Genomic DNA, 16,203 nt, shown 5'->3' with positions numbered 1-16,203 from the left:
GTATTAATTTTGCCCGACTATACAGCCATTATGCTTAAAAAATACGGTCAACCCCTGGTTTACAAAGCGATTAATCCTCTGATTAATCTTTTGGTAAAATTAAAAATTTCACCAAACACTATTACTACAATAGGTTTGGTAATAAATGTAGGAGCGGCTATAGTGTTTATTGTTGGTGCTGAAACTGCACCCAGAGAAAACCTCAGCTATGTAGGATGGGCAGGCGCATTGATCTTGCTGGGCGGGTTATTTGACATGATAGATGGTCGCCTGGCCAGAGTAGCAGGAATGTCATCCACTTACGGGGCTCTGTACGACTCGGTACTGGATAGATGGAGTGAAATTATCATGTTCTTCGGTGTTTCTTACTTTCTCATTTCCCACCATTATTTTCTCAGTTCTATGTTTGTGTTTTTTGCGCTTACAGGATCTGTTATGGTGAGCTACACCCGAGCCCGTGCTGAAGGGCTGGGTATTGACTGTAGTGTGGGCATTATGCAAAGGCCGGAAAGAGTAATAATAGTTGGTGTATCAGCCACTATATGCGGTATGGTATCAGGAAAAATTGGTGGAGACTATAAATTCTATTCAGAAACATTGGACATGGTGTTGTTTGAAACCATTTCCATCCTCACCACCCCCATATTGATAGTAGCGATTTTAGCCAACTATACCGCCATAGAGCGCTTAAGTCACAGCAGAAAAGTATTAAAAGGAAAATAGATTGAAAAAATAAAATGAAGTCAATTTTTTTAACTTGTTTTTTTCTTATTGCTATAGAATCCAACGGGCAATTTGTAGCAGTAAAGTCAACCAATGATGGCAGCAGTGCCATTCACAAAAGGCACACTTACCCTACCCCACCTCGCACCAATAATTCTTTGTTCTACATACAAAGATCCAATAATGCCAGTGCAATTGTCTATGATGGGAAAAGAGACAAACAAGGAAAGCTAAACCCTGAAAATCCCGTTCATGTGTACTGGCTAAGCTATAGTGAAGACAGCACAAAAAACGAACTCAACTATATACAGAAAAAACTGGCTTACGGGGTACATGTCTATTCCTCAACGAAAAAAGACGAATACGATATTTCCTTGGTGTCATACAAAAAGAAAAAAATTCATGTCTTTGAAAATGAGAAGGGAGAAATGCAAGCCAATATGATAATCAATGGCAAAATGGCTCGATTTAGAAATGTATATGTTGAAATAGCTAAGAATTTCTTTATCCCTGAAATATCTTATGTTGAGGTCTTTGGAGAAGATTTGGTGACTGGCCAAGAGGTATATGAAAAGATTATCCCCGAATAATCAGTTTAAAAGGTGAGGAATCTCATGTTTCAGACTTCATCCATCCACATAGTTTATTAATTTTGCTAAAAAACCAGTTTATGGAAAAGTTATTTGTATCAAATAAAAACGAATCAGCCAGAATGTTTAAAAGTGACTTTCTGGAATTTTTCTCCAAAGTACATTTCACCACTCCATTATATTTTTTTCTTCCTTGCATAGGATATCTTTATTACATAACATTCGCTGAACGATCTTACTCTGTATGGCAATTCATAGGGTTAACGCTGGCTGGTATTTTTTTATGGACAGTGTCAGAATACCTGCTTCATCGTTTCCTCTTTCACTATCACCCAAAATCAAAACTTGGAAAACGATTTTTCTTCATCATACACGGCGTTCATCATGACTACCCTAACGATGCAAAAAGATTGGTTCTGCCGCCTGCTATTAGCCTTCCTTTGGCCACTATGTTCTATTTCATTTTCAAAAATGCGGCAGGAGAATTCTACCCTCCAATGTTTGCTTCCTTTCTTTTAGGTTATTTGTTCTATGATATGGGGCACTATGCCATGCATCATTTCAAGTTGAAAGGTAAATTTTGGGGAGCAATAAAAGACCATCACATGAAGCACCACTATGTAGATCCTGAAAATGGCTTTGGAGTAAGCACCCCGCTATGGGATATCATTTTACGATCTGGATATGATGACAAGAAAAAGGTAAAAGAACCATCAAGAGACTGATCTTTCGTTTACTATTTAGTTAAGTATTGTATCCAGGGTCCTCTCTGTCATGTCAATGGTAGTGCTCAATATAGCACCTGTTTTAATCTTCCTGTTATTTCATTGGCTGTGTTAAAACTTCTTTGAATTCTTTACTGAATAAAGAACGATTGGTTTGACTGATATGCTTGTTGGGTTTCTTTGAAAGTGTAAGATGACTAAGTAGAACGTGCTTTTATATAAATCATCGATACAGACTACTGGTTAATAACTATCAAGGGAATTTGGTGAGCCAAATAAAAAACAGAGGGCTATGTTCTGCTTTGTGTGGAGTATCCTATGACAAATGTTGTTGTTGAAATTGGTTAACTCATATATCACATAAGTTTACTGCCTTCCGTAATGATTCTATAGGATTTTCTCCTTTAGGAACAAATTCCTGTGCTACAAATCCGGTATATCCTGTTGCTAATATTGCCTTCATAATTGCCGGATAATTCAACTCTTGTATTTCATCTATTTCGGCACGTCCAGGTACCCCTCCTGTATGATAATGGTTAATGTATTGATGGTGTTTTTGGATGGTGGCGATTATATCACCTTCCATAATTTGCATGTGGTAGATATCGTAAAGCAATTTAAAGTTTTCTGATCCTAACTTTTCTGCTAATGTTACGCCCCATTCTGTATGGTCACATTGGTAGTCAGGATGATCCAGTTTGCTGTTGAGTAGTTCCATAGACAATACAATGCCATATTTTTCTGCCAGTTTTATCACTGGTTCCAATCCTTTTGCACAGTTTTCAAGCCCTTCTTTCTCAGATAGTCCATTGCGGTTACCTGAAAAACAAATGATTGTATTCAATCCATGATCAGCTGCCATCGGAATTCTTTCTGTATAGTCTTTCAACAGTTGCTCGTGGAGTTGTGGGTTATTGAAGCCTCTTTCTATCATCAAGGGGCTTCCGTTTGGCATAGCACAGGTCAATCCATATTTCTGAGCTATTTTCCATTCTTCAGGCTCAAGCAGGTCGATAGAGGTAATTCCGATTTCATTTGCTGCTTCGCACAATTGTTCTAGTGGTATGTCTTCATAACACCATCGACAAACCGAATGATTGATATTTCCCTTCAACATAATTTCAATTTTTTTCAACTGTTTTTTATATCCAATATAACGATTTAAAACAATGATTCATTGGAGTTTCGAATCTAGCCAAGTATATAATCAATACCGAAATATAATCAGGCTTTTTCGAGAGTTATTAAATTAAAATATCTCAATAAAGTCTTATTTATTATAAAATAAAGCCAATAATTTTGGATTAAACTAAAGTTTCGTGAATATTGTAAGGGCTATGGTTATCATAAATTGTTAAACCAATCAAAGAATAAAAAATGCGAGATTTTTTAAATGTATGGAACCAGGCTATGTTCATGCTTGCCCCCGTAATGCTAGGGTTATCAGTCCTTATTTATATTTTTTATAAGATTAGACTTTCCTCCCTCAAAACACCTAAAGAAAAATACGATTATATCAGTAATAAGGAATCTAAATTCTTTATGGCTTCTCATATTGCTATTGCGTTGGCTATAGTATTTCTATTCAATACTTATAAGGACGATGCTGTTGCACTTAGTGTTGTTTGGTTTTTCATACGCCTTTTTATAGCAGTATGTATAGGTACGTTGCATGTGTATGTGGCTCATTTAGTGCTAAAATATTATTACCCTGCCAAACAGCATAAAAAATTGGAAATTCTCAGGTATATGCCAAGAATTAATCCTAAAAATGGAAATAAAATGAAGTTGCTGGGAGAAGATGAAGAAGATGCTTATCTGGATGAAGGGATGCAGGCAGAAGAGGATGTTTTTTCTGTAGATTATGATGTATGGATAGATGTAGAAACAGGTGATACCCAGATAGAAAAGTACGAAGGAAGACTTCATGCCATGAAATGTGATCGTTGTGGTTTTCATACTTTGAAGCTTGATAAGGAAGAGATATTAAAAGAAGCCACCGAACACGAAAATGGCGAAATCCAAAAAGAGTATAAATGTACTTATTGTAAAAGAATCAAAAGAAAAACTGTTAAGCTTTCGAAGAAAAAATCGGAAAGTGATTTTGCGGTAAGTGATAAAACGAGATTTGTAGATGATCCTCTTGGGTTAGATATAAGAGTGGCTTTGGTGAAAATGGAAATTCATAGTAACAAGGGTGAAAAAAGAGAATTTGAATTCAACAACCTCAAAAATGCTCAGAACTTTCTAAAGGAATTCGATTTTGCCAAATTGAAAAAAGAAGAGGATAGCTAATCGAAAGTTAGAGAAACGATCATAAAAAATCCGGTTGAATAATATTCAACCGGATTTTTTATGATCGTTATTTTTTAGTAATTAGCAACACACCTGCAACTATTGTAGTTTGTTTTTCTGATTTGTACTTCTGACAGTTCATTGTGTGTACTATGAATTGAAATCATCGGAGCGGTATTTTTGCCTTCCTCACCTTGCTCCCAGTAGTTGGCACTTTTGCCTACATCGCTAAATACATTGGCAACATCACCAAATCCTCCCATTATCATACTGAGGTTGCTGCTTCCATCTTTTTTGAGAGCCTTGCCAGCTTCGTACATGCCTCCAAATGTGGAAATCACCTCTTTCCATTCTTTTGCAGTTGCCAAGTGCCACCCTTCGGGACACACAGTTTGAACATCTGCCCAGTTATATAGTCTTCCAAAAGCATCACAATACGCTGGTTCGCTCTTGTAGCAAACAGAATTCTCAGAGGCATAGTTGAGGTTACTAGCCATCCATACGCGATGAACGTAAATGCCACCTTCGAGTGTGATTTTGAGGTCAATAGTATTGTATATTTTTCCATCTCTTGTGTCAGTCATTTTACTCATTTCCTGAGCCAGAATATTTAGAGAAAGCAAACAAAGAAACAGTAAGGTAAAAGTGGTTTTCATGTCAAGGAATTTTAATATGATTAAAAGTTTGTGACTACTATATTTTACTATTATCTATCAAATTACTGATTTTTTCTAAAAAATCATCTCAAAACATCTATTATTTACTCTATTATCCGTTTCATTTTGTTGGGAGACATCAAATTGCTAGATTTAAATAATCAAAAAAAATGGAAATGGAAGATACAGAAAAACCGGAGTGGTCAGCACTGGGATATTTTTTCTTTGTGGCTTTAGTGGTAGCACTGGTTGCCTTCATAAATACCTATATGGAACACGATCGACCACAAAAAAAATATGTAGAAAGATCGTATAGGCATGGGGGATCGGCTAAAGATCAGAAAGAGAACCATAAACTGGTAGAAGAGCACGATAAGGTTGTGAATAGTCATAACAAAAAAGAAGAGCCAGCTAAAGTTGAATTGAAATCAACTGTTTCCAAAAAGGATGAAACTGATTCTAAGGGCGACAAATCAGACGAAGAGTATTTTGCAGACTTAATTGACAATTATAAATCTTCTGTTCTTTCTAAATTGAATAAACCAGAATCAAGAAGTGATGTTGTAGTTAGATATTATACAAAACCCAAGGATAAAGACAGGGTATATTCTTTGAGGAAATATGGTTTCTATATCCATGAAAGGAAAACCGATAGTGTTTTTGCGGACTTTCCGTCTAATTCTCTTTACTATGGTGATGACATTAGCAATGATGATATACAGTTGATAGCTTATACACTGATTCAGGCCGGAGTTGATTTGAAAAGGATAGTGCCTTCAAAGTTGCACGATGATTGGAAAGCCAATTCGGTAGAAATTGGATCGGATTCTCTGGCGTTAAAAATGCCATCGTTAGAAATATCAGATCTTCGTAAGAACTGGAAAACTAAATAGGTGAGCGATTTTAAGCTCAAAAGTTTCGCCTACTACTTTGGTGAATAGCAGCATATTCGTTTCCAGGTAGGTGGTTGTTAATAGGATATGTAGGCTTATCTTTGATTTATGTTTAAGATTTTGTCTTTTTCTTCTCTTCTCCAAGTACTCAAATTATCCCGTACTCCCAATCTTATCATTATCTTTTTCACTCAATATTGTGCTGCATTTTTTTTGGTAGAGTTGGGGCAATCCAAATGGGATATAATTCTGGATTTTAATTTTTTTCTTCTAGTATTAAGTACAACTATTATTGCTGCTGCCGGATATTATATCAATGATTATTATGACATAAAAATTGATATGATCAATAAGCCTGGTAAAGTTATTGTTGGAAACAAATTAAACAGACGGCCTGTGCTTATATGGCATCAAATATTCAATGCTATAGGGATAGTTGTAGGTGTATATGTTTCAATATGGGTTGGATTGATTAATTTGGTAGCTGCATTTCTATTGTGGTTTTATTCGAATCAACTAAAAAGACTTCCTTTACTGGGAAACATAACAGTAGCATTTCTTACTGCGCTTTCATTATTAATAGTCGCCGTGTATTTTAGATCAGGAGAGTTCAAGATTTTCATTTATGCTTTTTTTGCCTTTGGTATTACCCTGATCAGAGAAATAATAAAAGACATGGAGGATATGAAAGGAGATGAAGCATTCGGATGTAAATCTCTTCCCATAGTTTTAGGAATTAGGAAAACAAAATGGATACTTTACATATTGATTTTGGGATTTACTATTTCTCTTTTTTATTTCGCATCAAAAATTGGGAATATAGCTGTTACGGGTTATTTTCTGATTTTGCTGATTCCATCATTATTCCTGATTTATAAATTGGTAAAGGCTGATGCCAAACACCACTTTTATCAATTGAGCCAATATTGCAAGTGGTTGATGATAGGAGGAGTTTTAAGTATGACAATAATTAATTGATTCAATTTGAAAAAGAAACTGGCAATTTTCGCTTCGGGAAGTGGCACCAATGCAGAAAAGTTTTTTGAATATTTTCAAGATTCAGATGAAGTTGAAATATCACTTTTGCTAAGTAATAAAGCAGATGCCTATGCCTTGCAAAGGGCTAAAAATCATAATGTGGCATCACATGTTTTTAGCAAAGAAGACATGTACAAGTCTGAGAATCTCTTAGAACTACTAAAGCAAAATGAGATTGATTTTATTGTACTGGCTGGTTTTTTATGGCTCATTCCCAAAAATCTGATAGCAGCTTATCCTGATAAAATCATCAACATTCATCCTGCCCTGCTACCCAGATATGGCGGCAAAGGAATGTATGGCATGAGAGTACATGAAAAAGTCAGGGAAAATGGGGATTTTGAAAGTGGTATTACCATTCATTTGGTCAACGAAAAATATGACGAAGGAGAATATTTGATTCAAAAAAGCACACCTATTGATAAGTCGGATTCTCCGGAAGACATTGCCAATAAAATTCATCAATTGGAATACCGGTATTTTGCTCAGGTAGTAGATGATTACATCCGAAGATTTGATAATTAGGGGAATATTTTCTTAAATGTTTAGTTACTCTTAAAATCACAGATTTACCCTGAATCTTTCAATCTTTTTTCTGTGATTTCCCCACAATAAAAAAGTACTTTTGCACCTTATTTTTATCAGTCTGACTCAAAACTGAAAGATTACAACAATCAATTCTGGCGATTTACGCTTTAGCTTGAAAAACCATCAAATGAAAAAAATTAATTCAGCTTTAATATCTGTTTACCATAAAGACAACTTAGAAGGAATAGTTAAGACCTTGCACGCAAATGATGTGCAACTCATTTCTACAGGAGGCACTCAAACCTTCATTGAAGAATTGGGAGTACCCGTAACCGCTGTAGAAAGTCTAACGGAATATCCTTCGATATTTGGAGGGCGTGTAAAGACATTACATCCTAAAGTATTTGGTGGAATTTTGAACAGACGAGACAATGAAAGTGACATTGCTGAAAAGGCTTCTTTCAACATCCCTGATATCGATTTAGTCATTGTTGACCTTTATCCGTTTGAAGAAACAGTTGCTTCCGGGGCGAGTGAGGCAGATATTATAGAAAAAATAGACATAGGAGGAATTTCCTTGATAAGAGGAGCCGCTAAAAATTTCAAAGATGTGCTGATTGTTTCTTCTATGGAACAGTATGGAGAAGCACTTAGCATATTGGAAACTCAGGAATGTTCTACTTCATTGGATCAAAGGAAAAAATTTGCAGGGAAGGCATTTGATATTTCTTCGCATTATGATTCAGCTATCTTTTCATATTTCAATACTGGAGAAGACGAGCCGTCTGTCAAGGTGAGCAAGCGAAACGGTAAGGTATTGAGATACGGAGAAAACCCTCATCAGAAGGGAAGATTTTTTGGTGATTTAGACGAATTGTTTGAACAATTAAATGGTAAAGAACTCTCTTACAATAACCTGGTAGATGTTGATGCAGCTATTTCTTTGATCAATGAGTTTGAAGGCCAAAATGCCTTTGCTATTATTAAACACACCAATGCCTGTGGAGTGGCAGTGGCTGATACAACATGCGAAGCGTATCTAAAAGCTCTTGAGGCAGACAATATTTCGGCTTTTGGAGGTGTATTGGTTTCAAATTCTAATATAGATGCTGAAGCAGCAAATGAATTGAATAAATTGTTTTTTGAAATCCTGATTGCACCTTCTTTTGACGAAGAAGCACTTAATGTTTTAAAATCTAAGAAGAACAGAATTCTTTTGAAAGAAAAGAAAAAGTGCGATATTAAAAAACAATTCAAAACATTGCTAAATGGAGTAATAGAGCAGGATGTTGATCACATCACTGATTCAATTTCAGATTTAAAAACTGTTACGAAAGTTGCCCCAAGTGAAGAAGAAACTGTAGCACTGATCTTTGCTTCAAAACTATCGAAGCATACTAAATCCAATACCATTGTTTTTGCCAAAGCAGATCGGTTGGTAGCAAGTGGTACAGGTCAGACATCCAGAGTGGATTCATTAAAACAAGCGGTAGAAAAAGCGGCCAATTTTGGACTAAGTCTTGATGGAGCAGTTATGGCTTCTGATGCATTTTTCCCATTTCCTGATTGTGTTGAGTTAGCGAAAAATGCGGGTATAAAGTCTGTCATTCAACCAGGTGGCTCTATCAAAGATCAATTATCCATAGACTACTGTGATAAACATGGTATGTCAATGGTCTTTACCGGAATCAGGCATTTCAAACATTAATTATGTATCTGATTCTGAATTAATTAAAAACATTTTTGTAAATTTCCGTCGATTCATATATAAAGAATTTCATACAGCATGGGCATATTCGATTTTTTCTCAAGTGACATAGCAATTGACCTTGGTACAGCAAATACACTTATAATTCATAAAGGACAGGTTGTGGTTGATGAGCCATCGATTATTGCGATTGATAAGGCAAAAAACAAGGTGCTGGCAATTGGGAAGGAAGCGATGCAAATGCATGAAAAAACCCATGATAACATTAAGACCATTCGTCCTTTAAAAGATGGTGTAATAGCAGATTTTCAAGCAGCTGAGTTTATGATCAGGGGTATGATCAATATGATAGACCCCCACAAAAAAAAGTGGTTTCCGTCATCTCATAGAATGATTATTTGTATTCCATCCGGGATTACTGAAGTTGAAAAAAGGGCAGTAAGGGACTCTGCTGAACATGCTGGTGCCAAGGAAGTTTTCATGATATCAGAACCTATAGCCGCAGCTATAGGTATCGGAATAGAAATTAACCGTCCGGTGGGAAGTATGATAGTGGATATCGGAGGAGGTACTACAGAAATTGCTGTAATTGCACTTTCAGGTATTGTATGTGATCAATCGATAAGGGTTGCCGGAGATGCTTTTAATAAGGATATTCTTGACTATATGCGTAGGCAACACAACCTCCTCATCGGTGAGAGAACAGCCGAAAAGGTAAAGATTACTATTGGATCCGCACTTACAGAACTGGAAGATCCGCCGGAAGATTTTGATATCAGAGGCAGGGATTTGATGACGGGTATTCCAAAAGTGATCCAATTGTCTTATTCAGAAGTTGCTTTTGCTATCGACAAATCAGTATCCAAAATAGAAGAAGCAGTACTTAAGGCTTTGGAGATTGCTCCTCCTGAACTTTCAGCTGATATTTATGACAATGGTATTTACCTTACAGGTGGAGGTGCTTTGCTTAGAGGGTTGGATAAAAGACTTGCAACTAAGACCAAACTGCCTATCCATGTAGCGGAAGATCCTTTGCTGGCAGTGGTAAAAGGAACAGGAGCAGCACTTAAAGACATAGAAAAATATAGAGCAGTTCTAATGCAATGATATAAATGCGTCGACTTCTCCAGTTTCTTTATCAATACCGGTCATTTCTTTTGTTTTTACTGCTGGAGATTCTTAGTTTTTGGTTAATAGTGCAGAACAATAATTACCAAGGGGCAAAGTACTTTAATTCTGCAAATGCACTTTCTGCCACAATAAGCGAAGCTTCAAAAGCTACTTTCGGTTTTTTCGACCTTCCTGATCAGAATAGGTTATTGGCAAAGGAAAATGCAAGGCTAAAAAAAATGCTATTGGCATTGCCGGATACTATTTCACAAAAACCGGATACATTATTAAGCAAAGACTCTTCAGTCTGGAAATTTATTGCTTCCAAGGTAATTAACAATTCAGTTTTTCTCCACAATAATCACATAACGGTGAATAAAGGAAGCAAAGATGGAGTGTATAAAGGTATGGGAGTGATAGGTTCTGCCGGAGCAGTTGGGCAGGTTGTTGCGGTTTCGGATCATTTTGCATCTGTAGCTTCTATATTAAATGGATCAATATTGGTCTCATCGCTTCATAAATCCTCTGGTTCATTGTGTACCACATCTTGGGAGGGTAAAGATCCGTTGCATGTAAATATAGAATATTTACCGAGACATCTTTCCTTATATCAGGGAGATACGATCGTTACATCTGGTTACAATACTTTGTTTCCACCAAACACAATGATTGGTATTCTGGATCAGATTTCGATAGCTGAAGATGCTACTTTTTATGAAGCCAAGGCCAAACTGGCAACAGATTTTTATCGTTTATCTTATGTCTATTTGGTAGATTTTAAATTGAAAGAACAAAAAGATTCTTTGGAAAATACTCAAGTATTTAGATATGAATAAGTACGGTACAGCTGGTTTTTTCGTATTGTCGTTGATTATCATATTGGCACAGGTATTTATTTTCAAAGACCTGATACTCTTTGGTTCAGCTTTTTGCTTCTTTTATGTACTTATATTCTTCCTATTACCTATCGACACCAACCCTTTGATGCAAATATTTTTTGGATTTGTAGTAGGGCTATTGATCGATACCTTTTACAATACACAAGGAGTGCATGCATCAGCAGCAACATTCTTAATGTTTGTCAGGCCCTTTTGGCTAAATATACTGAGTCCCGGTTCGGGTTATGGAGCTGCCGACAGAATTAACATCAGAACTCAGGGGTTTCAATGGTTTTTAACCTTTACGTACCCATTGATATTAATTCACTGCATTTTATTATTTTTTGTCGAAGCTTACAGTTTTACTAACTTTTGGACTACTCTGGCTAAGGGATTTTATAGTTCACTGTTTACCCTGATTGTGGTATTAATCATCCACTATTTATTTATAAATAAAGAAAAATGATTTTACAAAAACTTTGAATGACAACAATAAAGAACAAAAAGAAATTAAAGAATGAATGACAGCAGAAAATATATTATTAGAAGCCTGATACTAATAGTAGCTGTCGTTTTTGTGTCCAAACTTTTCTTTATTCAGGTACTAGATGACAGTTATACATTGGCTGCTGAAAGCAATATTGTACAGGAAATAATAGAGTATCCATACCGGGGACTCATATTCGATAGGAACAAGGAACTGCTGGTGTACAACGATCCAAGCTATGACTTGATGGTAGTGCCTAAAGAAGTACAAAACCTAGATACTACTTCTTTTTGCTTGGCTTTTAATTTGGATAAAGCCGAATTTGAAGAAAAAATGCTAAAGGCCAAACGCTATTCATACATTAAACCTTCACAATTTATCAAGCAAATCCAAAATGAGGATTTTGCCAAAGTTCAAGACCAGTTGATTGATTTTCAAGGGTTTTATCCAAAAGCAAGAACAGTGAGGAAATATTCTCATAATGGACTGGCAAATGTATTTGGATATATTGGTGAAATCAGCTCTGGTCAACTCAAACGAGATACCAGCAATTATTACCGATCAGGAGATTATATCGGTATTACCGGGATAGAATCTTCTTATGAGAAGCAGTTGAGAGGTCGTAGGGGAGTCAAATTTAAAATGGTAAATGTAAGGGGAATTGAAAAGGGAGCTTTCAAAGATGGAAGCCTCGATACATTGGCAATTCCGGGAGAAAATATCACCCTGTCTATTGACATTGACTTACAGCGCTATGCCGAAAAGCTTATGAAGGGAAAAATCGGTAGTGTGGTAGCCATTGAGCCTTCTACAGGTGAAATTTTGGCTTTTGTTTCTAGCCCCAGTTATGACCCCAACTTATTTGCAGGTAAAAATTTTGGCGAAAACTTCTCCCGAATTGCCAATGATAGTTTAGTGCCACTATTCAATCGTCCACTGATGGCGATGTATCCTCCGGGATCAATTTTTAAGATAATTCAGGGATTGGTCGCTCTTGAGGAAGGGGTTTTGGGTTCGGAGGAAGAAATTTATTGTGATAATAGCCTAATTGCTGATCACGCCCCTACTGGATATCTTGACGTGCAAAAAGCCGTAAAATATTCTTCAAACAACTTTTTTGTTAAAGTGTTTAAAAGAATAATTAACCGGGATGCTGCCAGTGATGCCAAAAGTCAATTTAGACAAGCCCCAATTGGACTGAGTAGGTGGAGAGATATGGTTTCTCAGTTTGGATTGGGAAGCCCGTTAGGCATTGACCTGCCGAATGAAGGAGCTGGTTCTATTCCTGGACCCGAGATGTATGATCAGATATACAAAGGGAGAGGGACATGGAAATTTTCAAATATCTATTCCCTAGGTATTGGTCAGGGTGAAATATTAATGAACCCAATCCAAATGGCTAACCTGGCTGCAATTATGGCCAACAGAGGGTATTATTATATTCCTCATATTGCTAAAGGAATAGGATCTACCAATTATCTGGATCCAAAATATAAAGAGCGTAAGGGAGTTGGTATTTCCCCTGAGCATTTTCCTGTAATCATCAATGGAATGGAAGAAGTGGTCAATTCTACAGCTACCAGAGCTAAGATACCTGATATTTCTATTTGTGGAAAAACCGGAACAGCACAAAATCCTCATGGAGAGGATCATTCTGTTTTCATGGCATTTGCACCAAAAGAGAACCCTCAGATTGCCATATCAGTGTTTGTTGAAAATGCTGGTTGGGGAGGCCGTGCAGCGGCCACTATTGCTGGTTTGTTAATAGAAAAGCAAATTCGTGGACACATCACTCGCCCATGGTGGGAGGAATTTGTACTGAAAGGAGACTTTTTGTATTGATTAGCCGGGGTAGCATAGCGGACAGGATAGATTGGATAACAGTATTGTTATACCTGATACTCGTATTTTGGGGTTGGTTCAATATTTATGCGGCTGTGTATGATGAAGAACAGGCTGTTTCTATTTTTTCTTTATCTACCAATTCAGGAAAACAATTAATATGGATAGGCACGTCATTTCTCTTGATTTTGGGAGTAATGATGCTTGACTTCAAGTTTTATGATTCTTTTGGGTACATATTTTATGGCTTGGTTATTCTCCTGTTGATTGCAGTTTTGAGTACCGGGACAATAGTGGCCGGGTCAAAATCCTGGTTTCAGATTGGGGGATTTCGATTGCAACCATCGGAGTTTACAAAGTTTGCTACCGCTCTGGCAATTGCTAAATTTCTGGGAACGGTAAATATCAAACTGGACAACACAAAAAACCAACTTATAGCGGGTGGTTTAATAGGTTTGCCAATTGCTTTGATCATGTTGCAGGGAGATTTGGGGTCTGCTATGGTTTTTGGGGCATTCGCCATCGTTTATTTCCGTGAGGGGCTTTCTCCCATGTTATTCGTGGCTGGACTAGGTGTTGTTGTCCTTTTTATCGTTTCTCTATTGGTTGATCAATCCATAATTTATATTGTAACCGGAACGATCGGATTGATTATCATAGGTCTTTCTATAAAAAATTATAAAAGGATACTGTTGGTGATTGGAGTTATGGTGTTTGTAGTTGGTATGGTCAAGAGTGTGGATTTTATCATGACAGATGTGCTAAAACCCCATCAACGAAACAGAGTAGTGTCATTGTTCAATCCGGATGCTGATCCTCTGGGGGTAGGTTGGAATGTGACCCAATCTAAAATTGCAATAGGATCAGGCGGAGTATTTGGTAAAGGTTTTTTAAATGGAACTCAGACCAAATTTGACTTTGTTCCTGAACAGAGTACAGATTTTATTTTTTGTACACTCGGAGAAGAGCAAGGCTGGGTAGGAAGCCTGATATTGATTGGGTTGTTTACTATTTTACTTATTCGGATTTCCTTTATTGCAGAGCGTCAAAAGTCCCGGTTTGCACGGGTATATGGATATGGTGTATTGTCGGTGTTGTTCTTTCATTTCATGGTGAATATTGCTATGACTATCGGGCTTTTTCCCGTAATAGGTATTCCTCTTCCATTCTTTAGCTATGGAGGTTCTTCTCTTTGGTCTTTTACCATTCTATTGTTTATCCTATTAAATCTGGATGCTCACAGAATGCAGGTTTTGATGCACTAAAATCTGATTAGCTGCTAGTTTAGCACTTCTATCTTATCATTCATTTTAACTGTTCCCAATTTCTCAGGGATCATGTGGACACCAAAAGCCACTCCACCACTTGAAGTTTTACGGTATTTAGCCAGGGTTTTAAGTGGCTCCCCTGTTTTGTTTTTTTCCAATGTATCAGGGTTGATTGTGGTGAATACACATCTTTCACATTGTTGAGCAATTCTAAATTCACATTCACCTATCCTGATTTTTTTCCAGATATCTTCTTCAAAAGCTGCACACCCTTCAATCACTATGTTAGGTCTGAAATTCCTCATAGATACAGGGAAATCGAGCTTGGTATTCAAATCATTCAGTGATGCTTCAGAAATCAAAAGAATTGGATTCATGTCGGCAAACTTTACTACTTCACCAGCAAATCCTCCATGTTTTTCCTGAATGTACCGATTTTTATCAGGATCAAAAACAACCAACCTGCAATACTGACCAAGTTTTTGAGAAAACCAACTGTTCAGGTCTTCAGATACTTCTAACCCATACCCTATGCTGCTAAAGATTTTTACGTCTATGGATGAGCCTTTGTGAGAATCAAATGGAATTTTAATAGATTCTGTTCCGCTGTGAGATACGACCAGATGATCAGAAAAAACTTCAGAATGAAATGCGAGCATTTGAGCATTTTGTCTGCCGGTTATTACTTTACCTTCCTGATCTATTAGAGTCCAATTTCTGTCAAAATGTAAACCTGATTTGGTCAGGTCAAACTGATTCGCATAAAAACCCGTGGAGGACTTAATAGGATATATAGTGAGTCCGGTAACTTTCACTTGAGTTTAAGCCTTAATTGTTTCCTGTTCTATTGTTGTTTCAGGTTCGTCCGAATGTTTGAAAAATTTCTTCTGAAAAATAAGAATGGTAAATACACCTATAAAAATGGATGAATCTGCAACATTAAAAACCGGCCATAAGGACATATAGTTGCCACCCAAAATCGGAATCCAATCAGGTAGCTTTCCTTCCCAAATGTCAATATAAAACATGTCAATTACCTGACCATAAAACCATGGAAGTGGGGCATCATAAGGAGCATTGTCAAGTAACACACCATAAAAAGTACTATCTATTACATTGCCAACGGCTCCTCCCAAAATCAGTGCTACACAGAGTAGCAAACCGGGGTGAACATTTTTTTTGATCAGCATATACAAATAATACCCTATGCCTACCATGGCAAATAGCCTAAATATTGTTAAGATTAGTTTGCCATATACAGTGCCTAGCTTCATTCCAAAAGCCATACCGGGATTGGTAAGGTAATGTAGTTTGAAAAATTCCCCAATTAACTGAATTTGTCCCTGTACACCCATATCCATATTGAAATGTACCAACATTTTCACTACCTGATCCAGAACGATTACTGCAATGCTTATTAAAAAATACTTCTGATATTTTGTCACTTTATTATCTTTTATGC

The 16,203-nt window shown here is 36.7% G+C and carries 17 protein-coding genes; 13 read left to right on the top strand and 4 right to left on the bottom strand.

Annotation, left to right across the window (positions count from 1 at the left end):
- Positions 1-9 precede the first annotated feature (9 nt).
- The 3 genes from AAOP42_RS07405 (at position 10) to AAOP42_RS07395 (ending at position 2,038) form a co-directional block, all read left to right on the top strand.
- Positions 10-723: a CDP-alcohol phosphatidyltransferase family protein gene (locus tag AAOP42_RS07405; protein WP_349527845.1), complete on the top strand. Its 714-nt coding sequence runs from the start codon at positions 10-12 to the stop codon at positions 721-723.
- Between the two features lie 14 nt (positions 724-737).
- Entirely contained in the window at positions 738-1,313 is a 576-nt protein-coding gene (locus tag AAOP42_RS07400) for a DUF4833 domain-containing protein (RefSeq protein ID WP_349527844.1), read from the top strand.
- 80 nt (positions 1,314-1,393) lie between these two features.
- A complete protein-coding gene (locus tag AAOP42_RS07395) occupies positions 1,394-2,038 on the top strand; it encodes a sterol desaturase family protein (RefSeq protein ID WP_349527843.1) in 645 nt (214 codons plus the stop codon).
- A 349-nt stretch (positions 2,039-2,387) separates the two neighbouring features.
- Here AAOP42_RS07395 and AAOP42_RS07390 read toward each other — a convergent pair whose 3' ends face one another.
- A complete protein-coding gene (locus AAOP42_RS07390; protein ID WP_349527842.1) occupies positions 2,388-3,155 on the bottom strand; it encodes a hydroxypyruvate isomerase family protein in 768 nt (255 codons plus the stop codon).
- A 260-nt stretch (positions 3,156-3,415) separates the two neighbouring features.
- Between AAOP42_RS07390 and AAOP42_RS07385 the strand changes: the two genes are divergently transcribed.
- On the top strand, positions 3,416-4,333 hold the full coding sequence (locus tag AAOP42_RS07385; protein WP_349527841.1) for a hypothetical protein: 918 nt from the start codon (positions 3,416-3,418) through the stop codon (positions 4,331-4,333).
- A 74-nt stretch (positions 4,334-4,407) separates the two neighbouring features.
- On the opposite strand, the gene AAOP42_RS07380 is transcribed toward AAOP42_RS07385, so the two are convergent.
- Complete coding sequence (locus tag AAOP42_RS07380; protein ID WP_349527840.1) at positions 4,408-4,989, bottom strand: FISUMP domain-containing protein; 582 nt, start codon at positions 4,987-4,989, stop codon at positions 4,408-4,410.
- Positions 4,990-5,165: 176 nt separating this feature from the next.
- On the opposite strand from AAOP42_RS07380, the gene AAOP42_RS07375 reads away from it, so the two are divergent.
- The 9 genes from AAOP42_RS07375 (at position 5,166) to rodA (ending at position 14,738) form a co-directional block, all read left to right on the top strand.
- Entirely contained in the window at positions 5,166-5,882 is a 717-nt protein-coding gene (locus AAOP42_RS07375; RefSeq protein ID WP_349527839.1) for a hypothetical protein, read from the top strand.
- A 108-nt stretch (positions 5,883-5,990) separates the two neighbouring features.
- A complete protein-coding gene (locus AAOP42_RS07370; protein WP_349527838.1) occupies positions 5,991-6,860 on the top strand; it encodes a geranylgeranylglycerol-phosphate geranylgeranyltransferase in 870 nt (289 codons plus the stop codon).
- A 6-nt stretch (positions 6,861-6,866) separates the two neighbouring features.
- Positions 6,867-7,445 (top strand): phosphoribosylglycinamide formyltransferase, encoded by a 579-nt coding sequence (gene purN, locus AAOP42_RS07365; RefSeq protein WP_349527837.1) that lies wholly within the window; start codon positions 6,867-6,869, stop codon positions 7,443-7,445.
- A gap of 190 nt (positions 7,446-7,635) precedes the next feature.
- Entirely contained in the window at positions 7,636-9,156 is a 1,521-nt protein-coding gene (purH, locus tag AAOP42_RS07360) for a bifunctional phosphoribosylaminoimidazolecarboxamide formyltransferase/IMP cyclohydrolase (RefSeq protein WP_349527836.1), read from the top strand.
- Positions 9,157-9,234: 78 nt separating this feature from the next.
- Positions 9,235-10,263 (top strand): rod shape-determining protein, encoded by a 1,029-nt coding sequence (locus AAOP42_RS07355; RefSeq protein WP_349527835.1) that lies wholly within the window; start codon positions 9,235-9,237, stop codon positions 10,261-10,263.
- Positions 10,264-10,268: 5 nt separating this feature from the next.
- Positions 10,269-11,102 carry a rod shape-determining protein MreC gene (gene mreC / locus AAOP42_RS07350; RefSeq protein WP_349527834.1) on the top strand — a complete coding sequence of 278 codons (834 nt, stop codon included), beginning with the start codon at positions 10,269-10,271 and terminating at the stop codon, positions 11,100-11,102.
- On the top strand, positions 11,095-11,610 hold the full coding sequence (locus AAOP42_RS07345) for a Rod shape-determining protein MreD (RefSeq protein WP_349527833.1): 516 nt from the start codon (positions 11,095-11,097) through the stop codon (positions 11,608-11,610). Before mreC ends, AAOP42_RS07345 begins: the two co-directional genes overlap by 8 nt.
- Positions 11,611-11,661: 51 nt before the next feature.
- Positions 11,662-13,473: a peptidoglycan D,D-transpeptidase FtsI family protein gene (locus tag AAOP42_RS07340; protein ID WP_349527832.1), complete on the top strand. Its 1,812-nt coding sequence runs from the start codon at positions 11,662-11,664 to the stop codon at positions 13,471-13,473.
- Positions 13,431-14,738, top strand: a complete 1,308-nt coding sequence (gene rodA / locus AAOP42_RS07335) for a rod shape-determining protein RodA (RefSeq protein WP_349527831.1) — start codon at positions 13,431-13,433, stop codon at positions 14,736-14,738. The genes AAOP42_RS07340 and rodA overlap by 43 nt, the downstream gene beginning before the upstream one ends.
- A 14-nt stretch (positions 14,739-14,752) precedes the next feature.
- Here rodA and AAOP42_RS07330 read toward each other — a convergent pair whose 3' ends face one another.
- Both AAOP42_RS07330 and AAOP42_RS07325 read right to left on the bottom strand, forming a co-directional pair.
- Positions 14,753-15,556 (bottom strand): MOSC domain-containing protein, encoded by an 804-nt coding sequence (locus AAOP42_RS07330; RefSeq protein WP_349527830.1) that lies wholly within the window; start codon positions 15,554-15,556, stop codon positions 14,753-14,755.
- Positions 15,557-15,562: 6 nt separating this feature from the next.
- Positions 15,563-16,186: a lipoprotein signal peptidase gene (locus AAOP42_RS07325; protein ID WP_349527829.1), complete on the bottom strand. Its 624-nt coding sequence runs from the start codon at positions 16,184-16,186 to the stop codon at positions 15,563-15,565.
- Positions 16,187-16,203 lie beyond the last annotated feature (17 nt).

The sequence above is a fragment of the Reichenbachiella sp. MALMAid0571 genome, assembly GCF_040151475.1.
In the GTDB taxonomy this organism is placed as follows: domain Bacteria; phylum Bacteroidota; class Bacteroidia; order Cytophagales; family Cyclobacteriaceae; genus CAXBNB01.
This window is presented reverse-complemented; position numbering and strand designations above follow the sequence as displayed.